19 protein-coding genes are annotated in these 22,527 nt (G+C 71.8%); 14 read left to right on the plus strand and 5 right to left on the minus strand.

Going from position 1 to position 22,527, the window contains the following annotated elements; translation table 11 throughout:
* Nucleotides 1-4: 4 nt before the first annotated feature.
* The 3 genes from MSA03_RS03420 to MSA03_RS03430 form a co-directional block, all read right to left on the minus strand.
* Nucleotides 5-589, minus strand: coding sequence for a hypothetical protein (locus MSA03_RS03420; RefSeq protein WP_147049632.1), 585 nt, complete (start codon nt 587-589; stop codon nt 5-7).
* A gap of 467 nt (nt 590-1,056) precedes the next feature.
* A complete protein-coding gene (locus MSA03_RS03425) occupies nt 1,057-2,523 on the minus strand; it encodes a glycosyltransferase family 4 protein (protein WP_244946302.1) in 1,467 nt (488 codons plus the stop codon).
* A complete protein-coding gene (locus MSA03_RS03430) occupies nt 2,523-4,022 on the minus strand; it encodes a sugar transferase (RefSeq protein ID WP_244946303.1) in 1,500 nt (499 codons plus the stop codon). Before MSA03_RS03430 ends, MSA03_RS03425 begins: the two co-directional genes overlap by 1 nt.
* 561 nt (nt 4,023-4,583) lie before the next feature.
* Between MSA03_RS03430 and glmS the strand changes: the two genes are divergently transcribed.
* The 11 genes from glmS to MSA03_RS03490 all read left to right on the plus strand — a co-directional run bounded on the left by glmS (nt 4,584) and on the right by MSA03_RS03490 (nt 14,944).
* Nucleotides 4,584-6,434, plus strand: coding sequence for a glutamine--fructose-6-phosphate transaminase (isomerizing) (gene glmS / locus MSA03_RS03440; protein ID WP_028497268.1), 1,851 nt, complete (start codon nt 4,584-4,586; stop codon nt 6,432-6,434).
* Between the two features lie 73 nt (nt 6,435-6,507).
* Entirely contained in the window at nt 6,508-6,891 is a 384-nt protein-coding gene (locus MSA03_RS03445; RefSeq protein ID WP_028497269.1) for a holo-ACP synthase, read from the plus strand.
* The gene (alr, locus tag MSA03_RS03450; protein WP_028497270.1) at nt 6,888-8,012 is read left to right on the plus strand and encodes an alanine racemase; all 1,125 of its coding nucleotides are present in this window, start codon (nt 6,888-6,890) and stop codon (nt 8,010-8,012) included. The genes MSA03_RS03445 and alr overlap by 4 nt, the downstream gene beginning before the upstream one ends.
* Nucleotides 8,013-8,062: 50 nt before the next feature.
* Nucleotides 8,063-8,509, plus strand: a complete 447-nt coding sequence (gene tsaE, locus MSA03_RS03455; protein ID WP_166657816.1) for a tRNA (adenosine(37)-N6)-threonylcarbamoyltransferase complex ATPase subunit type 1 TsaE — start codon at nt 8,063-8,065, stop codon at nt 8,507-8,509.
* Nucleotides 8,510-8,556: 47 nt separating this feature from the next.
* The gene (locus MSA03_RS03460; RefSeq protein ID WP_147049634.1) at nt 8,557-9,234 is read left to right on the plus strand and encodes a response regulator transcription factor; all 678 of its coding nucleotides are present in this window, start codon (nt 8,557-8,559) and stop codon (nt 9,232-9,234) included.
* On the plus strand, nt 9,227-10,591 hold the full coding sequence (locus MSA03_RS03465) for a sensor histidine kinase (protein WP_147049635.1): 1,365 nt from the start codon (nt 9,227-9,229) through the stop codon (nt 10,589-10,591). Before MSA03_RS03460 ends, MSA03_RS03465 begins: the two co-directional genes overlap by 8 nt.
* A gap of 56 nt (nt 10,592-10,647) precedes the next feature.
* On the plus strand, nt 10,648-11,385 hold the full coding sequence (locus MSA03_RS03470; protein ID WP_147049636.1) for a hypothetical protein: 738 nt from the start codon (nt 10,648-10,650) through the stop codon (nt 11,383-11,385).
* Nucleotides 11,386-12,088: 703 nt separating this feature from the next.
* A complete protein-coding gene (gene tsaB / locus MSA03_RS03475; protein WP_147049637.1) occupies nt 12,089-12,754 on the plus strand; it encodes a tRNA (adenosine(37)-N6)-threonylcarbamoyltransferase complex dimerization subunit type 1 TsaB in 666 nt (221 codons plus the stop codon).
* Nucleotides 12,751-13,290, plus strand: a complete 540-nt coding sequence (gene rimI, locus MSA03_RS03480) for a ribosomal protein S18-alanine N-acetyltransferase (RefSeq protein WP_147049638.1) — start codon at nt 12,751-12,753, stop codon at nt 13,288-13,290. The genes tsaB and rimI overlap by 4 nt, the downstream gene beginning before the upstream one ends.
* Complete coding sequence (gene tsaD / locus MSA03_RS03485) at nt 13,290-14,348, plus strand: tRNA (adenosine(37)-N6)-threonylcarbamoyltransferase complex transferase subunit TsaD (protein ID WP_028497276.1); 1,059 nt, start codon at nt 13,290-13,292, stop codon at nt 14,346-14,348. Before rimI ends, tsaD begins: the two co-directional genes overlap by 1 nt.
* Nucleotides 14,345-14,944: a hypothetical protein gene (locus MSA03_RS03490; RefSeq protein ID WP_244946304.1), complete on the plus strand. Its 600-nt coding sequence runs from the start codon at nt 14,345-14,347 to the stop codon at nt 14,942-14,944. Before tsaD ends, MSA03_RS03490 begins: the two co-directional genes overlap by 4 nt.
* A 34-nt stretch (nt 14,945-14,978) precedes the next feature.
* On the opposite strand, the gene MSA03_RS03495 is transcribed toward MSA03_RS03490, so the two are convergent.
* Complete coding sequence (locus MSA03_RS03495; protein WP_147049639.1) at nt 14,979-16,184, minus strand: THUMP-like domain-containing protein; 1,206 nt, start codon at nt 16,182-16,184, stop codon at nt 14,979-14,981.
* Between the two features lie 170 nt (nt 16,185-16,354).
* On the opposite strand from MSA03_RS03495, the gene MSA03_RS14440 reads away from it, so the two are divergent.
* The 3 genes from MSA03_RS14440 to MSA03_RS03510 all read left to right on the plus strand — a co-directional run bounded on the left by MSA03_RS14440 (nt 16,355) and on the right by MSA03_RS03510 (nt 21,425).
* Nucleotides 16,355-17,683, plus strand: a complete 1,329-nt coding sequence (locus tag MSA03_RS14440) for a hypothetical protein (RefSeq protein ID WP_092897036.1) — start codon at nt 16,355-16,357, stop codon at nt 17,681-17,683.
* A gap of 158 nt (nt 17,684-17,841) precedes the next feature.
* On the plus strand, nt 17,842-19,719 hold the full coding sequence (locus MSA03_RS03505) for a dynamin family protein (RefSeq protein ID WP_147049640.1): 1,878 nt from the start codon (nt 17,842-17,844) through the stop codon (nt 19,717-19,719).
* Between the two features lie 2 nt (nt 19,720-19,721).
* Nucleotides 19,722-21,425, plus strand: a complete 1,704-nt coding sequence (locus MSA03_RS03510) for a dynamin family protein (protein ID WP_147049641.1) — start codon at nt 19,722-19,724, stop codon at nt 21,423-21,425.
* A 340-nt stretch (nt 21,426-21,765) separates the two neighbouring features.
* Here MSA03_RS03510 and MSA03_RS03515 read toward each other — a convergent pair whose 3' ends face one another.
* Nucleotides 21,766-22,482: an IniB N-terminal domain-containing protein gene (locus MSA03_RS03515; protein ID WP_147049642.1), complete on the minus strand. Its 717-nt coding sequence runs from the start codon at nt 22,480-22,482 to the stop codon at nt 21,766-21,768.
* Between the last annotated feature and the right edge of the window lie 45 nt (nt 22,483-22,527).

A 22,527-nucleotide genomic window follows, 5' to 3' on the forward strand; every position in this document is an offset into this window, starting at 1 on the left:
CCGGTCACTCCGTCCGCAGCGTCGCGTAGACGGTGTAGATCGTGCCGGTGCCGGACTCCGTGAAGGCCAGGGTGACCGTCGTGAAGGGATCGCTTGCCGAGACCTGCTCGCCGCCGGTCGGCGTCAAGCCCAGCGCGGACCAGGAGGCGCGGAAGCGGTCCGTCACGGTCGCCGGCGTCGCGTCGGTGCGTGCCTTGAGCGCCGCCTGCATCGTGCGGCCGTCTGAGGTGACCGAGCTCTCGAGCACCTCGTCGTCGCCCGCGGCGCTCGCGATCGACGAGGGGAAGCCGGCGACCAGCTCACCGGTCGCCGATGCGTTCTCCGGGAGCGGCGCCGCGATGAGCGGCGTGGGCTGCGGGAGGGCGGGCAGCCGGTCCGACGGCGCCGTCCCCTCCTCCGGCGCCGGCACTTCGCTGCCGTCGACGGGGGTGGCCTCCGGCGACGGACCCGCCAGCGGCGTGGCTGTGCCGGTCGCGCGGGTGCCCGGCACCGGCGACTCGGACGCGCCTGCCGGCCCTCTCGGTGTCAGCAGCATCCAGGCGGCGATGCCCAGCCCGAGGAGGACGATCACCGTGACGCCGATGATCACCCCGCGCATCGCAGCGGTCAGCCGGCCGTCGTCGGTACGCGTTCGCGTACGAGTTCGTGTCCCCATTGCACGTGTCCCCACACATCTGCGGTCCCGGACGATGCCGGGCCCTTGCCCTGACTCCCACACGATGCACGTCGTCGGTCACTCCCCAGTGACGATCCGCAGGTGCGGGACTCTTGCCCCGACTTTACGCGGCGGCGCCGGGGTTGGGAAGTGTTCCGCCGACGATCGGCGTGCCCGCCCCGTGTGGGTGTGGGGCGGGCACGCCGGCCCGTGGACGGCTCATGCCTTTTGGGGGAGGAGCGCGACATCCCGCCGGTCGGGCGAACCGGGAGCCCGCGACCATAGGTCACGGCCGTTACGCAGACTCAGGCATGAGCCGCCACATCTGTTACGACCTGCACCGCGGGCGGCGGCGGGGGCAGGCCGGTTCGTCGAGTCGGGAGCCGAGGCGACGTTCCGCCTCATGCGGATGCCAGCGGTGTGCGATCTTCCACGGGCGCCGGGTCGATCATCTGACGGATCTCGCCCGTCGTGACCGTGAGCGACGTCGCACCGCGATCGAGGAGGTAGTGCTCCAGTGCGTCGTCGTCGTGCAGGTCGACGTACCGCCGGCCACGAGCGTCGAACTCCGGTGCCGAGCCGGTGACCGGCACCGCCGGGCAGTCCCGGTGATGACCGGTGAGGGCGTCGTAGACGTCGACGTACGCCTCGGCCTGCGGGCGCCAATCCAGCGTGCTCGCGACCCGCTCGCGCGCCGCGCGTCCCATCCTGCTGCGCAGGCCGGGGTCGTCGATGAGCCGCTCGATGTGATCGGCGAAGCCGGAGATGTCCCCCGATGGCGCGTACAGCACCGCATCCGCCCCCGAGACGCGCGTCTCGATCAGGTCGAAGGCGACGGAGGGAAGTGCGTAGGCCATGTACTCCATCGTCTTGTTCATCGTCGAGACGTCGTTGAGGGGCGTCTTCAGATCCGGGCAGACCCCGATGTCGCCGCGGCTGAGGTACTCCGCCATCTGCGCGCGATCGACGCGGCCCGTGAAGGTGACGTGGTCGTGCAGCCGCAAGGCGAGCGTCTCGGCCTTCAGCGCCTCGAGACAGTCGCCGAAGCCGAGCAGCGTCGCGGTGACGTTGCGGCGACCACGGCGGTGCACCAGCTCGTCGACGACGTGCAGGAGCTGATCCACGCCGTCCTGCGGGCCCATGATGCCGACGTAGACGAGGTTGATGGTGCCGAGCGGGCGCGGGTTCTCGGGATGGATCGGGCGCATCTGCATCGTGTCGGGACCGCTGCGCACCACGGTGACCTCATCCGGCCTCCGGTCACCGCGTTCCACGGCCTTCGCCTTGTACGACTCGTTCGTCGAGATGACGTGCGCGGCGGTGCGGAACGACCGGCGCTCCAGCCACAGCAGCATCCGGTATTCGAGCTTCTTGAGGAATCCCTCCGGCTCGCCGAATCGCGAACGGAACAGCTCGGGGTTCAGGTCGTGGTGGTCGTAGACGAAGGAGACCCCCGCGACGCGCCACAGCAGCGCGAGGAGCCAGAACGTGTCCGGCGGGTTGCAGGCCTGGATCACATCGAACCGGCCCGCGCGGCGCACCTTCAGCGAGAGCCACGCGGTGCGGATCCAGCTGTATGCGAACTCCCACGCGAACCCCAGGAGGCCTTCGGCCTCCGGTGCCGGAGCGTACTTGTAGATGTCGACGCCGTCGAGGCGCTCGAAGGCCGGGTCGCCCGGACCCTTCGGGCAGATGACGCTGACGCGGTATCCGCGCGTGATGAGCGCCTGGCACTCGAGCCACACGCGCCGGTCGAGCGGCACGGGCAGATTCTGCACGATGATCAGGATGTGCGGGCCCGGCGTGCCGGCGGCTGCGGTCATCGTGCGCCGCGGGGCGCGGCTGCGGTCCTGGGCGGTCCGGAACATCAGTACGCCCCCTTCGGACGGACCATCACCTGTGCGGTGCGGAGGATGATTCGCAGGTCGGTCGCCACCGACCAGTTCTCGACGTAGTGCAGATCCAGTCGCACGCTCTGCTCCCAGGACAGGTCGCTGCGGCCGCTGATCTGCCAGAGACCGGTGATCCCCGGCTGGACGTACAGGCGACGCAGCACCTGCTCGTCGTAGTCGCGCACCTCGCTGGGCAGCGGCGGGCGCGGGCCCACGACGCTCATGTCGCCCCGCAGCACATTCCAGAACTGCGGCAGCTCGTCGAGCGAGAACCGCCGGAGCACCGCCCCCACCCGGGTCACGCGCGGGTCGTTCTTCATCTTGAACAGCGGACCGGCGCCCTCGTTCTGCGCCTCGAGTGCCGCCCGGTCCCGCTCCGCGGTCGTCGTCATCGTCCGGAACTTCAGGATGCTGAATTCGCGCCCGTCGCGCCCGATCCTCCGCTGCCTGAAGAACACGCCCCCCGGAGTGTCCATGCGGATCAGCAGCGCGATGATCGGAGTGATCACCGCGATCGGAACGAGCGCGACGAGCGCGACGACCACGTCCAGCACGCGCTTGGCGCTCAGGGTGGACTGGTCGAACCTGGGGATGCTCACGTGTGTGAGGGCCAGCCCGTCGGTGCGCTCGAAGGCGATCCGGGAGCGGGCGACATCCGCCAGGCGGGTCGCGAGGATGAGATCGGTGGCGGCGCCCTCGAGGCTCCAGCTGAGCTTGCGCACGTAGTCGGGGTCGTCGGAGCCGCCGGCGACGATGACCGTCTCGATGCAGAGCTCACGAGCCCGCTCCGCGACGGTGTCGGGCGACCCGACGACGCGGTAGCCGGTGCCGTCGACGCGGATGGTGTCCTCCCCGCCGTTGACCGCGACGCCCACGACGTGGTGGGCGAACCGCGGGTCGGCCGTCAGGGAACGGACCACCTGCTCCACGCAGCCGCGGTCGCCGACGACGAGGGTCCGCGGCGCGAGGGCGTGCGTCGTGCGGTGGCTGGTGAGCCGGCTGCGCCGCCCCAGCCGCGTGCCGACCAGCACGGCGACGCCCGCCGGCAGGGTGAGCGACAGGTGCGCCGGCAGCACCGTCCACCCGGCCGTGCCCTCGATGATCGCGAGCGCGGCGATCGCGATGGTCGCCGAGTGCAGGATCGGCAGGAGCTCGTAGCGCTCGCCGCTGCCGTGCCGGTGGGACGCGCCGCGCAACAGCGCGAGCGAGGCCCCCCACGCGGTGGTCACGGCCGCGACCGTGACCACCGCGACGAGCAGGGGATCGGCCACGCCGACCACCGAGGCCGCCTCCGTGGTGACCAGATGCACGGTGGCCGTCACGGCCGCGCAGACGGCGATGACGAGCGTGTCGAGCACGGTCGTGCCGGCCCGGTGCCGCCGCACCTGCGTGAGCCGCTTCTCGAGCACCGGCATGAGCCGCGGAGCCGCAGCACCGCCGATGCTTCCATCCAGCTGCAGCGTCGCGGAGCTCATCGCGACGCCCCTGCGCTCGGCGATGCGTGACCCGGATCGACCACGGCGCGCGAGCGCGCAGCCGCAATGATGCGTCCCCCCATGAACGTTCCCCAATGTCCCCAAAATGGCGAGCCTGAACTCGCGTTCCCCCAAGCGGACGATGCCGCTCCCCAATGGGTCAGAGCCTCCAGCCCGATTCCCACATCGGACGGAGCGTTGTTCGGGAGCTCCGACCCCTCGGCGCTCCCGCCACCTCACGGCGGCTGACTTGGGCATGAGTATTGCATAGGCCTCGGGGGAACGGAAGAGGTTGTCGCCCGCGTCCGGCGGGACCGCGGAAGAAGGCTGCGCGGCCCGGATGAGGGTAAAATCGACGGCATCCGCGCGTGAACCAACTGCCCCCCAACACAGCGGCGTATCGGAGCCCCGCCGTCCCCAACGGCCCTCCGATGGTGCGCGGACAGGGCCCTCTCGAGTCGACCGTCCCCAACGGCTCCTCTGGAGGGCCCGCCTCATCTTCCGGTCCGGCGCGGCCCGTGTTCGTCCAGGGATCCCCGGCGCCCGCTTACCATTGAGCCCATGTGTGGAATCGTCGGATACGTGGGCTCGCGCGACAGCCAGGCCATCCTCCTGTCCGGGCTCGCCCGCCTGGAATACCGCGGGTACGACTCCGCAGGCATCGCGGTGATCGACGGAGACGGTGACCTCGGCATGCGCAAGCGCGCCGGGAAGCTGCAGGTGCTGCGCGACGATCTGAATGCGCACCCGCTCGCCGACGGCACGACCGGCATCGGCCACACCCGGTGGGCGACGCACGGCGGCCCCACCGACGAGAACGCGCACCCGCACCTCGCGGACGACGACAAGCTCGCCGTCATCCACAACGGCATCATCGAGAACTTCGCCGAGCTCAAGAACGAGCTGCTGGCTGAGGGCTTCACCTTCCGCAGCGAGACCGACACCGAGGTGGCCGCCGTGCTCCTCGGCCGGGAGTACGAGGCGACGCACGACCTGGTGGGCGCCTTCCGCACGGTCGCCGCCCGACTGGAGGGCGCGTTCACGCTGCTCGCGATGCACCGCGACGAGCCCGGCCTCGTCGTCGGCGCGCGCCGCAACTCCCCGCTCGTGATCGGACTGGGGGAGGGCGAGAACTTCCTCGGCTCCGACGTCGCCGCCTTCGTCGAGCACACCCGCAACGCCCTCGCGATCGGGCAGGACGAGATCGTCGCGATCACGCCCGCCGGCGTCGAGGTCACCGACTTCGACGGCAACACCGTCGAGGTGGAGCCGTTCGAGGTCGTGTGGGACGCCGCGGCCGCCGAGAAGGGCGGCTGGTCGTCGTTCATGGCCAAGGAGGTCTCCGAGGAGCCCGAGGCCGTCGCCAAGACCGTCCTCGGTCGCATCCGAGACGGGGCGGTCGTCATCCCCGAGCTCGAAGCGCTCGACGACCTGTTCCGCGGCATCACCCGCGTCATCGTCATCGCGTGCGGCACGGCCGCATACGCCGGCATGGTCGGCAAGTACGCCCTCGAGCAGTGGACCCGCGTGCCGGTCGACGTCGAGCTCGCGCACGAGTTCCGCTACCGCGACCCGGTGATCGGCGCCGACACGCTCGTCGTCTCGATCTCGCAGTCCGGCGAGACCATGGACACCCTCATGGCGGTCAAGTACGCCCGTGAGCAGGGCGCCAAGACGCTCTCGATCTGCAACACGCAGGGCGCGACCATCCCGCGCGAGTCGGATGCCATCGTGTACACGCACGCCGGCCCCGAGGTCGCCGTGGCATCCACGAAGGCCTTCGTCGCCCAGATCACCGCGCTCTACCTGCTGGCGCTGCACGTCGGCCGCGTGCGCGGCGTGCTGTCGGCAGAGCAGTCGGCTGCGAACGTGCGGGAGCTGGAAGCCATTCCCGCCAAGATCTCGCGGGTGCTGGAGACCGAGCAGGCGCACATCGAGCAGTTCGCGCGCTGGATGGGCGACACGCAGTCCGTGCTGTTCCTGGGCCGCCACGTCGGGTACCCGATCGCCCTCGAGGGCGCGCTCAAGCTCAAGGAGATCTCCTACATCCACGCCGAGGGCTTCGCCGCCGGCGAGCTCAAGCACGGCCCCATCGCGCTCATCGAGCCGGGTCAGCCCGTGTTCGTCATCGTTCCGTCGCCGCGCGAGTCGGCGGAGCTGCACAAGAAGGTCGTCTCCAACATCCAGGAGATCCGCGCCCGCGGCGCGCGCGTCATCGCGGTCGCCGAAGAGGGCGACGCGGCCGTGCTGCCGTTCGCCGACGAGGTGCTGCGCATCCCGCTGGCCGGGGCGCTCTTCGAGCCGCTGCTGGCCGTCGTCCCGCTGCACATCTTCGCGATGGGCCTCGCGACGGCGAAGGGCCTCGACGTCGACCAGCCGCGCAACCTCGCGAAGTCCGTCACCGTCGAGTAGGCCCGGCACCTGCCCGGCTCAGGACGAAAGGTAGGCTGGCGGAGGCCGCGCTGCGGCGCGAGAGGAGGACGCCGTGATCATCGGAATCGGCGTCGACCTCGTCGACATCCCCCGCTTCGAGCGCTCGCTCGAGCGCACCCCGGCCCTCCTGCAGCGCCTCTTCTCCCCGAACGAGCGGAGCCTCAAGCCGCACTCGCTCGCGGCGCGCTACGCCGCGAAGGAAGCGCTCATCAAGGCGCTCGGCGGTTCGGACGGCGTGCACTGGACCGACATCGAGATCGCCTCCGAGCCCTCCGGCCGCCCGGTCTTCGCGCTGTCGGGCTCGACGGCATCCGCTGTCGCGGAGCGCGGGATCACCGCCGTGCACCTCTCCCTCTCGCACGACGCGGGCCTGGCGGCCGCCTACGTCGTCGCGGAGCGCGTCGAGGGCGGCGCCGACACGAAGGGTGGACGATGAGCCGGATGCCGGACGGGATCATGCGCGAGGCGGTCATCGACGTCGGCGCGATCACCGCGAACGTGCGGCACCTGCGGCGGCTCACCGAGTCCGAGGTCATCGCCGTCGTCAAAGCGGACGGGTACGGGCACGGCGCGGTGCGCTCCGCGCTCGCCGCGCTCGAGGGCGGGGCGGCGCGACTCGGCGTCGCCGACGTCGGCGAGGCGCTCGCCCTGCGCCGGGCCGGCATCGACGCGCCGATCGTCGCGTGGCTGCACGCCCCCGGCGCCTCGTTCGCCGAGCCGGCCGCGCAGAACATCGAGCTCGGGATCTCGAGCCTCGACCAGCTCCAGGCGGCCGCCGCGGCGGCATCCCGCGATCGTCCCGTCGTCGTGCACCTCAAGGTGGAGACCGGGCTCGGCCGCAACGGGATCGCCGCGGCCGATTACGGCGTCGTGCTCGCCGAGGCTGCGCGGCTCGAACGGCTCGGCAAGATCCGCATCCTCGGCATCTTCAGCCACCTGTCCAACACGAGCGAGGCGGATGACCGCGTCGCGCTGTCGCGGTTCCAGGTGGCGCTGGCCGCCGCCGCCGCGCACGGCATCGCCCCGCCGCTGCGCCACATCGCCGCCTCGCACGCCGCGATCGCGCTGCCCGAGGCGCGGCTGGGCTGCGTGCGGCTCGGGATCTCGATGTACGGGCTCTCGCCGTTCGACGACCGGACGTCGGCCGACCTGGGGCTGCGGCCCGCCATGACCCTCCGCGGCGCCGTCGCCGCGGTGCGGCGCGTGCCCGCGGGCCAGGGGGTCTCCTACGGCTACGCGCACCGCACCGTCACCGAGTCGACCCTCGCCCTCGTGCCCCTCGGCTACGCCGACGGCGTGCCGCGCAGCGCCTCCGGCGCCGGCCCCGTCACGATCGGCGGCCGGCGCTTCTCCGTCGCCGGGCGCATCGCGATGGACCAGTTCGTGGTGGATGTCGGCGACGCCGACGTCTCGGTCGGCGACGAGGTCGTGCTGTTCGGCGACCCGACCCTCGGGGTGCCGTCGGCGTCGGAGTGGGGCGCGGCATCCGGCACGATCAACTACGAGATCGTGACGCGCATCGGCCCGCGCGTGCCGCGCCGGCAGGTGTCGCAGTGAGCGGTCTGGCATCCGTCGAGGGAACGCGCGAGATCTCCTCGCCCGCCGACATGGAGGCCTTCGGCCGTGCGATCGGCGCCGAGCTGCGGGCCGGCGACCTCGTCGTGCTCACCGGCCCGCTCGGGGCCGGCAAGACGACCCTGACCCGCGGGATCGCGGCCGGGCTCGGCGTGCGCGGCCCCGTCCAGAGCCCGACGTTCGTGATCGCCCGGACGCACCCGTCGCTCGTCGACGGTCCGCCGCTCGTGCACGTCGACGCGTACCGGCTCGGCTCCCCGGCGGAGCTCGACGATCTGGGCCTGGACTACGACAACTCCGTGACGATCGTCGAGTGGGGGCGGGGCATGGTGGAGGGGCTCGTCGACTCCTGGTGGGAGGTCGAGCTCGACCGCCAGTGGCACGGCCACGGCGTCGACAGCGCGTGCGGGACGACGGCGCACGACGCCGAGCTCGACGCCGACGCGCCCCGGCTCGTCACGGTGACCCGGCGACCCTGAGCCCCCGGTTCAGGGTCCCGTCAGCACGGGCAGGGCAGACTCTGAGCATGCGCGTACTGCTCGTGGACGATGAGGTGCGCCTCGCCGACGGCGTGCGGCGCGGCCTGGAGGCCGAGGGGATGACGGTCGACCTCGCACACAACGGTGTCGACGGTCTCTGGCGCGCGCGCGAGCAGGACTACGACGTCATCGTCCTCGACGTCATGATGCCGGGCATGAGCGGCTACCGCGTCTGCGCGACGCTGCGCGCCGAGCAGATCTGGACGCCCGTGCTCTTCCTCACCGCGAAGGACGGCGAGTGGGACGAGGTCGAGGGCCTCGACACCGGCGGCGACGACTGGCTCACGAAGCCGTTCTCCTTCCCCGTGCTCGTCGCGCGACTGCGCGCCCTCGTCCGACGCGGTGCCCGCGAGCGTCCGGCGGTGCTGGAGGCCGGTGACCTGCGCCTCGACCCCGCCGCCCGCACGGTGCACCGCGGCGAGGTCGAGATCGACCTGACGGCGCGCGAGATCGCGGTGCTCGACTTCCTCCTGCGCCGGCGCGGCGAGGTCGTCACGAAGCTCGAGGTGCTCGACAACGTCTGGGCCGATGGCTTCGACGGCGACCCGAACATCGTCGAGGTGTACGTCGGGCGGCTGCGCCGGAAGGTCGACCGCCCCTTCGGGCGTGACGGCATCCAGACCGTGCGGGGGTCGGGATACCGGCTGGCGGCCGACGGTGGCTGACGCGTCGCGCCCGTCGCGCCCGTCGCGCCCGGCGCGCCGAGCGGATGCCGGCACGCCGCGGCGCTCCGCATCCCTTCGGACCCGCATCGTCGCGATCGCGGCCGCCGTCGTCGCCGTCGCGCTCGCCCTCGGCGCCGTCGGCGTCGTCGTGACACTGGACCGCATGCTCACGACGCAGGTCGCCGAGCAGCTGCGCGGCGATCTGGAGGCCACGGCCGACGGCCTGCACGACGGCACGCTGGACCGCGCCTGGGTGGAAGGACGAGACGATGACGTCCTCGTGGCTTGGCACACCGGCGGAGACGTGGCCGTGAACGACGACGACGCGCGTGCGCTCCCGACCCCGGGGGAGGAGGCCGTCGCGGACGCGACCGTCGACGGCGAGCGGATGCTGGTGGTCGCCGAGCGTGTCGACGACGGGGTGCTCGTGTTCGCCCGCTCCATCGACGAGGCGACCGAGGCCGTCCGCACCACCGCCGCGCTCCTCGCAGTCGCCGTGCCGGTCGCCGTCGTGCTCATCGCGGTGGTCCTCTGGGTCGTCGTCACGCGTGCCCTGGCGCCCGTCGAGCGCATCCGGACGCAGGTGGACGGCATCGACGCGAGTGCCCTCGACCGGCGCGTACCCGCGAGCGGCCGCGGGGACGAGATCGACCGCCTCGCCGGCACGATGAACCGCATGCTCGACCGGGTGGAGGACGGATATCGCGCCCGGCAGCGATTCGTCGGGGATGCCTCGCACGAACTTCGCTCGCCGCTCGCGACGATCCGCCAGTTCGCCGAGCTTTCCCGGGCGCACCCCGAGGCTACGTCGCCCGGCGAACTCGCCGACGTCGTGCTGGCGGAGGGCGGCCGGATGCAGGACATCGTCGAGGGTCTGCTGCTGCTGGCGCGACTCGACGAGAACGCCGTGGCAACGGCATCCGTCGTCGATCTCGACGATCTCGCACTCGCCGAAGTGCAGCGCCTGCGCGGGCTCGGGTCGGTCCCCGTCGACGGGCGCGCGATCTCGGCGGCCGCCGTGCGCGGCGATGAGCGGCTGCTCGCACGGGTCGTGCGGAACCTCGTCGACAACGCGGCGCGCCACGCGCGGACGACGGTCGCGCTCGGTTGCCGGGTCGCCGACGGCCGCGCGATGCTGTGGGTCGACGACGACGGTTCGGGGGTCGCTGGCGCGGATCGGGAACGCGTGTTCGAGCGCTTCGTGCGCCTCGACGAGGCGCGCTCGCGGGATGCCGGCGGCAGCGGGCTGGGACTCGCGATCGTCCGCGAGATCGTCCGCGCGCATGGCGGCGAGGTGCGCGTCGAGGATGCGCCGTCGGGCGGCGCGCGGTTCGTCGTCGAACTCCCGGCGGCCTGACAGCGCGTTCAGCGGAGTTCAGATCCGGTTCAGGGGTCGTGCGGGATCGTGGAGACATGAACAGCCACGACTCCTCCTCCGCAGACCGCACGCCCGCCGACGACCAGCCCACGCAGGACTTCCATGCCCCCGCCGCCGCGCCGGCGGCATCGGAGCCGGTACCCGCGGACGACACCGCCGCCCGCCGCCGCTTCTCGCGGCCCGTGATGATCGGCGCCGCGGCGGCCGGCATCCTTCTCGTCGGCGGACTCGGCGCCGGCATCGGCTTCGCCCTCGCCGACCTCGACGACGACGACGACGTCCTCGAGGGCGCGCCGTCCTCGTCCAGCGCGACGGTCACGTCCGGCGACGACCGCGACGACGACGGTGAGGATGCCGTTGCGCCCGGCGCCCCCGCAAGCCCCGACGATTTCGTCGCCGCGATCGACACGGCGATCACCGCCGCGGACGCCTCCGGCGCCACCTCGATCGAGCGTGAGGGCAGCGGCTGGTCGGTAGACGTCGTCCTCGCCGACGGCACGGAGGCCGATGTCCGCATCGCCGCCGACGGCGCCGCGACCGTTCGCCCCGACGACGACGGGAAGCAGAGCAATGACCCGCTCCTGGACACCTCCCGCGTCGCCGAGATCGCGGCGGCAGCGATTGCCGCGGCGGGCGGCGGCTCGATGGACGCGATCGAGACCGACGCCGACGACAGCCACGCCTTCGACGTGAGCGTCGACCTGGGCGGCGGCCGGGACGCCGACGTCGCGCTCAGCGAGACCCTCGAGGTCGTGCAGGTCGAGCAGGACTGACCTCGCGGCACGTCCAGGCCCCGCCGTCCCCCGACGGCGGGGCCTTCTGCATCCACCCCGGTGGTGCGCCCTCGCCGCGCATTTCGCCCGCGCCAATGTGCGGGTCGCGGCGCTCCGCACCCGCACTTCGGCGCGGGCCAGCGGCATCCACGTTCTTCGTCCGCGCCAATGTGCGGGTCGCGGCGCTCCGCACCCGCACCTCCGCGCCGGCGAACCGCCACCCACGTCGGCCACAGCTCGCGGGGTCGCGGAGTGGCGGCCGGCCAGGCAATACGCGGCGCGTGAGCACCCGAAAGTTCGTCCGCGCCAATGTGCGGGTCCCGGCGCCCGGCACCCGCACCTCCGCGCCGGCGAACCGCCACCCACGTCGGCCACAGCTCGCGGGGTCGCGGAGTGGCGGCCGGCCAGGCAATACGCGGCGCGTGAGCACCCGAAAGTTCGCCCGCGCCAATGTGCGGGTCGCGGCGCCCGGCACCCGCACTTCGGCGCGGGCCAACGGCATCCACGTTCTTCGCCCGCGCCAATGTGCGGGTCCCGGCACCGAGCACCCGCAATTCGGCGCGGATGACCCCCACCAGCTACCCGGGCCACCCGTCGCAAGGCGCCGCCTCGCCCTGGACGTCCGGACTTCCGAGCGCTCCCGCAGATCAGACGTCGAACCGACCCCGCAAGGCCCCGGACCCGCGGCGATTACCCTGGAGGGGTGATCCTCGGCATCGACACCTCCCTCGGCACGGCGGTCGCCGTCGTCGATCGCGACGGCGTCGTCCGGGCCGACGAATCCCGCACCGATCCGCTCGGCCACGCGGAGGCGATCGGCGGCATGCTGCACGACGCCCTGGCCCAGGCCGCGCTCGGCCCGCTCGGGGCTACGTCCCCCGAACCGATCGCCCTGACGGCCGTCGCCGCGGGAATGGGGCCCGGGCCCTTCACCGGCCTCCGCGTCGGCATCGCCGCGGCGCGGGCGTTCGCCCTGGGGCGCGGCATCCCGGTCGTCCCGGTCGCGAGCCACGACGCCGCCGCCCTCGCGATCCTCCTCGCCGACCCGTTCGCCGACCTGCCGCGCTTCGCGGTGGTCACCGACGCGCGTCGCCGCGAGCTCGCCTTCACCGTGTACGAGGGGGTCGACGACGACGGTCTTCCGGCCCGCATCACCGAGCCGGCGCTCGCCCCGCGCGACGACCTCGACGCCCGCCTCGCCGAAGCCGGCGCGCAGCGCCGCGACGTCGACGCGATCTCCGGGGCGATGGTGGCCCTCGTCGCCGCGCGCGCCCTCGCCGCGGGCCGCGAGCTCGCCTCGACCGAGCCGCTGTACCTGCGGGCGCCGGATGTCACCGTGCCCGGCGCCAGGAAGAAGGTCGGCACGTGACGCTGCGCACCGCGACGGCATCCGATCTCGCCCCCATCATGGATCTCGAGCGCACCTCCTTCCCCACCGACGCGTGGAGCGAGGCGATGATGAGTGCCGAGCTCGCGTCGCCGCACGGCCGCTACGTCGTCGACGAGTCGGGCGGTCGCCTCCTGGGGTACGGCGGCGTGCGCGCCGTGCAGGGCGCGGGGGATGCCGACATCCAGACCATCGCGATCGCCGAAGCGGCGCGCGGGCACGGTCGCGGGCGCGCGCTTCTGACCGAGCTGCTGCGCACGGCGCACGAGCGCGGCGCCCGCGAGGTGTTCCTCGAGGTCCGCGCGGACAACCCCGTCGCCACCGCCCTGTACGCCTCGGAGGGGTTCACCGAGATCGCCCGCCGCCCCCGCTACTACCAGCCGGATGACGTGGACGCCGTCGTCATGCAGCTCGACCTCGCCGGGTGGGCGGCCAACGCCGCCGGCGGCGACGCGACGCCCGCGGACACCTCCACGCCGCAGCCGGCAGGAACGATCGATGGAAAGGGATGGTGCTGATGGGCCGCGCGGAGCCGCTCGTCCTCGGGATCGAGACCAGCTGCGACGAGACCGGCATCGGCATCGTCCGGGGCCGCACGCTGCTGAGCAACACGATCGCGAGCTCCATGGACGAGCACGCCCGCTACGGCGGCGTCGTCCCCGAGGTCGCCGCCCGCGCCCACCTGGAGGCGCTGCAGCCCGCCATCGAAGCGGCCGTCGCCGAGGCGGGCATCACGCTCGCCGATCTGGATGCCGTCGCCGTCACCTCCGGTCCGGGCCTCGCCGGCGCTCTCATGGTCGGCATCGGTGCCGCGAAGGCGCTCGCCGTCTCGCTCGACAAGCCCCTCTACGCCGTGAACCACCTGGTGGGGCACATCGCCGCCGACATCCTCACCGGCGAAGAGGTCCAGTACCCCACCGTCGCGCTCCTCGTGAGCGGCGGGCACACCTCGCTCCTCCTCGTGCGCGACCTCGTCTCGGATGTCGAGCTGCTCGGCGAGACGATGGATGACGCCGCCGGGGAGGCCTTCGACAAGATCGCGCGCATCCTCGGGTTGCCCTACCCGGGCGGTCCGGAGATCGACCGGGCGGCGGCCACCGGCGATCCGGCCGCGATCCGGTTCCCGCGGGGCATGTCGCGTGCCTCCGACATGGCCGAGCACCGCTACGACTTCTCCTTCTCCGGGCTCAAGACCGCCGTCGCGCGGTGGATCGAGCAGCGCGAGGCCGCGGGCGAGCCCGTGCCGGTCGGCGACGTCGCGGCATCCTTCCGGGAGGCCGTGGTCGACGTGCTCGTGACGAAGGCCCTCGACGCCTGCGCGCGCCACGACGTGCCGCGGCTGCTCCTCGGCGGCGGTGTCATCGCCAACCGCCGCCTGCGGGAGGTCGCCCTCGAGCGGGCCGCGGCGGCCGGCGTCGCGGTGCGGATCCCGCCGCTGTCGCTGTGCACCGACAACGGCGCGATGATCGCCGCGCTCGCCGCGGAGCTCATCATGAGCGGCCGCGCGCCCTCGACACTCGCGTTCGGCGCCGACTCGACGCTGCCGGTCACGGAGATCCAGGTGGCGGCGGCATGAGCGACCCGACTCCCGACGAACGTCCGACCCAGCCGGACGACCGGCCTGCGCTCCCGGAGCTGGACGCGTCGATCGCGGCCGCCCGTCACCTGACTCCCGCACCGGATGCCGTGCCGCCCCTGCCGGATGCCGTGCCGCAGGTGCCGGATGCCGTGCCGGCCGCGGCCGATGCGACTCCGCCTGTGCTGCGCCGGCCCGTCGTCGACGTGCCGACCGAAGACGTCGCCGTCGTGGGCGACGCCGCGCGCCTGCCGGGCGAGCATCGGGGCGGGTTCCAGCGCGCGATGACCGAACCCGTGCCCATCACGCAGCCGGTGCACACCGAGGTCCGCTGGGCCCCGCCGCCGCCGGCGCCGCTCCCGCGCAGCGCGGGTTGGGCGATGACGTTCGCGATCCTGGGGCTGCTGGTGTCGTTCCTCGTCGGGTGGGGCTTCCTCATCGGGCTCGTGGGAGCCGGGTTCGCGATCGTGGCGCTCCGCCGCCCGTGGGAGCGCCGGGGCGTCGCGCTCTGGGCGCTGTGCCTCAGCCTGCTCTCGCTCGTCTACAGCGCCGGCTGGCTCTGGTGGGCCTCGATGCAGGCCAACCTCTTCGGCTGACGCACGCTGCCGGCTGGCGGAGCGATCGACCGGATCAGACCCGGTCGGCGAGGATCGCCACCCGCCGCGCGGCCGACTTCGGGCCCACTCGCGTGAGGATCAGGGTCGCGGAGGCGTCACCGCGCAGCCGCAGCTTGCGACGGAACTGTGCGGGGTCGACGTCGACACCGCGCTTCTTGATCTCGATCGTGCCGATGCCGTTGCTCGCGAGCGCGGCATTGATCGCCGGGACCTTCAGCGGCAGAACCTCGCGCACCCGGAACGTCTGCACGAACGGGCTCGTGAGCGCCGCCTCCGACGTCAGATAGGCGATTCCCTCCGCGAGCATGCCGGCCTGCAGATCGCGCGCGACCTCGCCGATCAGGCGGGCCCGGATGACGGCGCCCTCCGGCTCGTGCAGATAGCCGTCCACGGCGAGCTCGCGCACCTCCGCGTCGGGAGCGTCCGCCGCGGCCGTCAGTTCGTGCGCCGCACCTCCGCGGATGACGAGGGCGGCACGCCCCACACCGGGGCGGGCCAGCACACCCGACCAGACCACGAGTTCGATCGTCGACCCGTCGACGCTGATCCACTGCGCCTCCATGCCCGCCGGCACGCGGTCGCGGTCGAACGCCGGCCCGAGCTTGATGCCGGCCGGCATCCGCGCGGCGAGGGCGAACACCCAGTCCAGCGACGGCGACCACTCGTCCGCGCCCACGCGCGCGGTCTCGCTGTGCCCGGCCGAGCGGCGGGCCGGGTCGAGCCACACCGCATCCACCCCGTCGAGGTCCACGTCCTCGGCGCGGCTGCACCGCACTTCCACGGCCCCGCCGAACGGCGCGAGGTTGTAGGCGGCGAGGGCTGCCGTGATCTCGTCGGCGTCGACGGCCAGCACGTCCAGGCCGATGCCGGCGATGCCGAGGGCGTCGCCGCCGATACCGCAGCCGAGGTCGGCGACCCGCGTGACACCCGCGTCGCGGAACCGGCCGGCGTGCCGCGCGGCGACCTCCAGCCGGGTCGCCTGCTCGAGACCGGCGCGCGTGAACAGCATCCGATCGGCGAAGGTGCCGAACTTCGCCCGCGCCTTCGCGCGCAGCCGGGCCTGGCCGATGACCGCGGAGACGAGGTCGGGGGAGTGCCCGGCGCTGCGCAGCCGGGAGACGGCGGCGGCGACATCGGAGGACGATTCAGCGGCGTCGGTCTCATCGAGCAGGCGCAGACCTTTGGGGGTCAGGAGGGCGGTGAGTTCGGCCTGTTCCATCCGGCCAGCCTAGGCGGGACCCGCGGTTCCCCCATTCCCCGTGCGGCCCACCCCCTACGAACCCCGTGGGGTGGGGAGCCGGTGGGGGGACGGCCACCGATGCCACGACCGCGGTCGCGGACGAGACTCGCTGCATCGGCGCAGGGGGCGCCCACAGGAGAGGATCCATAATGGCGGACAACAACGTCCTCAGCAGTGTCGACGAGGACAACTCGGACAACAGCGACAACTCGACCGACGACTCGGTCAACGGGTGGGCGAACAACTCGGACAACTCGTACACCGACAACAGCGACAACTCGGACAACTCCGACAACAGCGACAACTCGGACAACTCGGACAACAGCGACAACTCGGACAACTCCGACAGCTCGGACAACTCGGTCAACGGGTGGGCGAACAACTCGGACAACAGCGACAACTCGACCGACGACTCCGTCAACGGGTGGGCGAACAACTCGGACAACTCGTACACCGACAACTCGGACAACTCCGACAACTCCGATAACTCGGACAACTCGGACAACTCCGACAACTCGATGACGGACAACTCCGACAACTCCGACAACAGCGACAACTCGGACAACTCCGACAACTCCGACAACTCGGACAACTCGGTCAACGGCTGGGCGAACAACTCGGACAACTCGTACACGGACAACTCCGACAACTCCGACAACTCGACGACGGACAACTCCGACAACTCGACGACGGACAACTCCGACAACTCCGACAACTCCGACAACTCGGACAACTCCGACAACTCGGACAACTCGATCAACGACTCGCAGAACCACGGCTCGTACAACCAGCACATGGACTACGACCAGGACAACTCGATCCACGACTCCGCGAACGACAACTCCGTCAACGCCGGCATCCGGGAGTACGGCAACATGTTCAGCGGCGCCGCGGCCGGCGCGCCCCTCGCCGGGCTCGGCACGGTGAGCGGTGGGATGTCCGTCAGCAGCAACGCGACCGTGATCGACCAGTCCGTCAACGCGAACGTCAACGCCGGCGGAGACGTCGGGCTGGAGTCGGCCTCGTCCGCCATCGCTGCGACGGCGCCGAACGCCAATGCGGCCGGAGGCGACATCGTCTTCGACAGCTCCGTCGACAACTCGGTGGACTACACGATCGGCGGGGACGCGCACATCGGCAACACGACGACGATCGAGAACACGTTCGGGTCGTACAACAGCGCGGTCGACAACTCGACGACGGACAACTCCCTGCACACGGAGATCATGGATTCGTTCAACCACGAGCTGACGAACACCCTGGGCTCCTACAACACCGACAACAGCTCGGTGGACGAGAGCGTCACCACGACGATCTCCGAAACGTTCAACGACTCGTTCAACGAGGAGTTCGCCCCCACGATGACCAACACGCAGTCGTGGAACGACGAGTCGAGCAGCATCTGGACGTCGGGCGACGACGCGGACATCGTCGATGGAGGAGCGACGAACACTGAGACGGACGTGGACACGTTCTGAACGTTCGCAACCGCCTCACCGACCAGCGCCCCGGGTGGCCACCACCCGAGGCGCTGGTCGCGTCGCGACCCGATCGCCGGCTCTTGAGGCGTGCGTGTCGAACGGCTACGTTGGCCGCGGGGGCGTCCGCGACGGCGTGGACAGCGGAATGAGTATCCATGGCTGAACCGACGACGGACGCCACGACCGACGAGGCGTCGCAACGGGAGACGGCCGAGCTCGTGCGCTACTCGGAGACGCTGGCGGCGCTCAGTCGCGCGGCGGGTCGGGAAGACCTCGCGGATCGGCTCCGGCACACCCGTGCGCGCCTGCTGGACCCGTACGTGCGCGTCCTGGTGGTGGGGGAGTACAAGCAGGGGAAGAGCAAGCTCATCAACGCCCTCGTCGGCGCGCCCGCGTGCCCCGTGGACGATGATGTCGCCACCCGTGTTCCCACGGTCGTGGCCTACGGTGAGACGCCATCCGCAGCCCTGCTCGTGCGCGCGACGGCCGGCGGCGAGGTCGCCCGCCGGGAGGTCCCGCTCGACGATGTGGCGGAGCACATCACGAGTCATCCCGCCACGTTCGACGGCGAGGAGGTCGTCGGCGCGGAAGTCCTGCTGCCGCGGGAGATCCTCAAGGGCGGCCTCCGGCTGGTGGACTCGCCGGGTGTCGGGGACGTCGAGTCCTTCCGCGCCCTGGCCACCCTTTCCGCCCTCGCCGGGGCGAGCGCCATGCTGCTGGTCTCCGACGCCTCCCAGGAGTACACGGCATCCGAGCTTCGGCTGATGGGCCAGGCGCTGCGGATCTCGCCGCAGGTCTCGGCGGTCCTCTCGAAGACGGACGTCTACCCGCACTGGCGCCGCATCGAGGAGATCGACCGGGGGCACCTCTCCTCGCTCGGCGGTATCCCGGTGTTCGCCGTCTCCAGCGATCTGCGGCTGGCCGCCGGTGCGACGAACGATGCCGGGCTCAACGACGAGTCCGGGTTCCCCGTCCTGGTCCAGCACCTCCGGCGCGAGGTGGTGGCGCCCGCCGACGACCTGCAGCGCCGCGCGGCCGCGCTCGACCTCGCGTCCGTGGTCGATCAGCTGGCCATGGCGGTGCAGTCGGAGCAGCACGCCCTTCAGCATCCGGAGCAGACCCCCGAGCTCATCGCTCGACTCGAATCCGCACGTCAGCAGGCGGAGGACTTCCGCAGCCGATCCTCGCGCTGGCAGGTGATCCTCACGGACGGCATCGCCGACCTGATCGCCGACACCGAGCACGATCTGCGCGACCGCCTCCGTCGCGTGCAGCGCCAGGCCGAGGAGGCGATCGAGGAAGGCGACCCCTCACCGATCTGGGACGAGTTCTCCCAGTGGCTGGACGAACGCGTCGGGGAGGCGGTGGCGGACACGTTCATCTGGACGAATGAGAGGCAGCAATGGCTGACCCAGGAGGTCGCTGCGCAGTTCCTCGAGGGTGAGCACGACATCCCGGACATCGATGTGAGCGACATCACCGGTGTGCTCGACCCCGTCGACGAGATCGCCGGGATGGATGCCGCACCCCTGTCGGCCGCGGAGAAGATCTACATCGGCGTCCGCGGCTCGTACGGCGGAGTGCTGATGGTCGGGCTGGCCACGAGCGTGCTGGGGATGGCGGTGCTCAATCCGCTGTCGCTCCTCGCGGGCGTTCTCGTGGGGCGACGGGCCTATCGCGAGGACAAGCAGGCGCGGCTCTCGCGGCGGCAGTCCGAAGCGAAGAACCTCGTGCGTCGCTACATCGACGAGGTGGCCTTCCAAGTCGGCAAGCAGCTGCGCGACCGCCTTCGCGTGGTGCAGAGGGCGACGCGCGACCACTTCGGCGCACGGGCCGATGAGATCCACCGCTCGCTCACGGCCGCCGCCGATGCCGCTCGTCAGGCGGCGAGCGTCTACACGAAGGATCGCGACGTGCGACTGGAGCAGCTCCGCCAGCACGCTCAGGCGCTCACGGAGCTGAGAAAGGCGCTGCCCGCGGTCACGAGCGCCGCGGGCACGGGCGATCGGCCCAGCATCGCGAGGCGCGCGTGAACATGGCGCTCCTGGACGACGCGGCGGGCCTCGTCCGTGTCGCGGCGGAGGTCTACGGCGACCACCCGCGGAGCGCTGCGCTCCTGGGGGAATGGGGGAAGCGGCTTCGAGAGCCGCTCCGGCTCGGGGTGGCGGGCATGGTCAAAGCCGGGAAGTCGACGCTGCTGAACGCGCTCCTCGGTGAGCGCATCGCCCCGACCGACGCGGGCGAGTGCACGCGCGCGATCACCTGGTACCGGTACGGGGACACCCCGGCCGTCTCCGCGCTGCTGTCGGACGGGTCGGCGAAGCGGCTCGCGGTGCGCCGGACCGACGGCCGGCTCGCCTTCGACCTGGGCGGCACGGGTGTCGATGAGGTCGAGCGGATCGACGTCCGCTGGCCATCGGCGGGCCTGAGATCCACGGTCCTGATCGACACCCCGGGGATCGAGTCCGTGTCCGAGCGCATCGCGGCACGGACCGTGTCCTTCCTCACGCCCACCGAGGGCGCCTCCAACGCGGACGCGATCATCTACCTCATGCGCCACGTGCATCCGTCGGACCTCACGTTCCTGGAATCGTTCCGGGATACCGCTGCGGGCTCCGCGCACACCGTGAACGCCATCGCGGTCCTCTCCCGCGCCGACGAGGTGGGCGCGGGCCGCATCGACGCCCTCCTGTCTGCGCGCAAGATCGCCGACCGCTATCGCGCCGACCCTCGGATGCGCGTCCTCGCCCTCACCGTCCTGCCGGTCGCGGGCCTGCTCGCCGAGACCGCCCGGACCCTCCGAGAGGGCGAGTTCGCTGCGGTGCGGTCGCTCGCGCACCTCGACCGCGCACGGCGGGACTCCCTGCTGCTGTCGGTGGACCGGTTCGTCGGAAACGACGTCATCGATGGGGTCGACTCCGCAGCGCGGCGGGGTCTCATCGACCGGTTCGGGGTCTCCGGCATCCGTCTGGCGATGTCGCTCGTGCGCGGGGGCGCGCGGTCCGCGCAGGAGCTCTCCGAGCAGCTCGTGCTGCAGAGCGGGCTGGAGGAGCTCCGCGGGGCGATCCGTCAGCAGTTCCGGGCCCGGCAGGCCGCCCTCAAAGTGCGCGCGGTCGTGGCCGGGCTCGAGGCGCTCCTCGCCGAAGAACCCCGGCCGGGCACTGCGCCGATCGCCGAGGGGATCGAGCGGATCATGGCCGCGTCCCACGAGCTGCGGGAACTGGAACTGCTGGCTCGAGCGCGCACGGAGGGTCTCGCCCTCCCGGTGGAGGTGGCGGGAGAACTCGAGCGCCTCCTCGGCGCGGACGGCACGGAGGCCGCGGAACGGCTCGGCCTCAGGGCGGGAGCCGACCGGGAGGAGGTGCGGGCACGGAGCGAAGCCCTGCTCGCCGACTGGCGGGCCCGGCTGGAGTCGCCCTCGACCACGCGGGCGGCGGCCCGCGTGTGCGGCGAGGTCGTCCGGACCCTGGAGGGACTCCTGTCAGAGGTCGCCGGTACCGACGGCCTCCGGGCCGCGGCGGATGTCGACTCCGCGGGCCGTCCACCGCAGCGCGGCGGGGATGAGGGAGACCAGCAGACCGAGCGCGGCGAGACCGAGCTGGGCGAGCAGGATGAGCCTCAGGGGCTCGGCAGAGGTCTCCAGCGCCGCGAACTCCACGGCCACCACGAGCAGTCCGCCGTGCAGCAGCATGCTGCCGAACAGCCACCAGCGCGCACGCGGTCGACGGTTGGCGAATGACACCAGGAACACCAGCTGCACCAGGAGCACGGCGACCAGACCGCCGAAGAGCGACCAGTAGAGGATGTCGGATGTGAGGGTCACGGTCTCCTCGGCGCGGCCGGGATCGATCGCCAGCACCCGCTCGCCGATCACATCGAGAAGATCCTTCCGCACGATGAACGCGTAACCCACGCCGACGCCCCCGGCCGCGAGACTCAGGATCCACAGGAGCTGGCTGGCGCGCACCGACAGCGGTGGCGGGACGTGGGCCACGACGGGTGCGTGGTTCCGTGTCGTCAGGGCCGGTCGGTCGGGCTGGTCGCGTGTCGTGCGGAGGCGGCCGACCGGCACACGCGGTTCAGTACTCATCGTCCGCCAGCGGGTCGTCCAGCGGGGCCGCTTCCACCATCGCCGCGCTCTCGTCCACGAACGGCTCGGACTCGACGAGCGGCTCGGGCGCGGGCGCAGGCTCGGCTGCGGGCGCGGCCGTCGTCGTGGAGTTGTCCGTGGCCGACGAATCCGTGGCCTGGTTGTACGAGTCCGTGATGGTCGTGGAGTCGAACGTGCTGTCCACCGTGGCATCCCCGCCGGCAACGATCGTCGTGGAGGAGTCCGTGCTGTCGTCGTAGACGACATCGTTGCCGGCGGCGGTCGATCCCTCCCCGCTGGCGATCACCGCTTCGTTGTCGAACAGCTGCATCACATCGCCCTCGGCCCAGATGTTCTGGTTCACCGACTGATCGAGCACGGTGGCGTTGTTCGTGATGTAGGAGTTGTTGTTGATGACGTTCTGCAGCTCGCGGATGATGTTCGAATGCTCCTCGACGGAGGGCCGAGGGCTCACCGGCGGCGGGGTGCTGGCCGGCGTCGGGTCACTCCGCTGCACGACGCTCGGGTGGTCGTAGACGAGCGGCAGCACCGAGCACACGTCGGCGTAGCTGACCCCGTCCAGGCCCCGGTTCGTCAGGGTGGCCTCCGGATCGGCCTCGAATTCGGCAGCCGTGTCCGGATCGCGGAGCAGGCTGAGGATGAATTCGATCAGGGCGTTCGCGATGGTCGAGATCACGGTGCTCATGAGGCTTCCTTCGAGTCGCTGGCCGACACTCCCACGTTAGGGATG

Source organism: Microbacterium saccharophilum, assembly GCF_007992455.1.
Classification (GTDB): Bacteria; Actinomycetota; Actinomycetes; order Actinomycetales; family Microbacteriaceae; genus Microbacterium; species Microbacterium saccharophilum.

Coding starts and splice junctions, on each gene's coding strand:
- MSA03_RS03505 (WP_147049640.1), top strand. CDS start 17,842: ATGGCTGAACCGACGACGGACGCCACGACCGACGAGGCGTCGCAACGG.
- MSA03_RS03430 (WP_244946303.1), bottom strand. CDS start 4,022: ATGAGCTCCGCGACGCTGCAGCTGGATGGAAGCATCGGCGGTGCTGCG.
- MSA03_RS03490 (WP_244946304.1), top strand. CDS start 14,345: ATGAGCGACCCGACTCCCGACGAACGTCCGACCCAGCCGGACGACCGG.
- tsaE (WP_166657816.1), top strand. CDS start 8,063: ATGGAGGCCTTCGGCCGTGCGATCGGCGCCGAGCTGCGGGCCGGCGAC.
- MSA03_RS03510 (WP_147049641.1), top strand. CDS start 19,722: ATGGCGCTCCTGGACGACGCGGCGGGCCTCGTCCGTGTCGCGGCGGAG.
- MSA03_RS03425 (WP_244946302.1), bottom strand. CDS start 2,523: ATGTTCCGGACCGCCCAGGACCGCAGCCGCGCCCCGCGGCGCACGATG.
- MSA03_RS03460 (WP_147049634.1), top strand. CDS start 8,557: ATGCGCGTACTGCTCGTGGACGATGAGGTGCGCCTCGCCGACGGCGTG.
- MSA03_RS03495 (WP_147049639.1), bottom strand. CDS start 16,184: ATGGAACAGGCCGAACTCACCGCCCTCCTGACCCCCAAAGGTCTGCGC.
- MSA03_RS03470 (WP_147049636.1), top strand. CDS start 10,648: ATGAACAGCCACGACTCCTCCTCCGCAGACCGCACGCCCGCCGACGAC.
- tsaD (WP_028497276.1), top strand. CDS start 13,290: ATGGGCCGCGCGGAGCCGCTCGTCCTCGGGATCGAGACCAGCTGCGAC.
- alr (WP_028497270.1), top strand. CDS start 6,888: ATGAGCCGGATGCCGGACGGGATCATGCGCGAGGCGGTCATCGACGTC.
- MSA03_RS03515 (WP_147049642.1), bottom strand. CDS start 22,482: ATGAGCACCGTGATCTCGACCATCGCGAACGCCCTGATCGAATTCATC.
- MSA03_RS14440 (WP_092897036.1), top strand. CDS start 16,355: ATGGCGGACAACAACGTCCTCAGCAGTGTCGACGAGGACAACTCGGAC.
- glmS (WP_028497268.1), top strand. CDS start 4,584: ATGTGTGGAATCGTCGGATACGTGGGCTCGCGCGACAGCCAGGCCATC.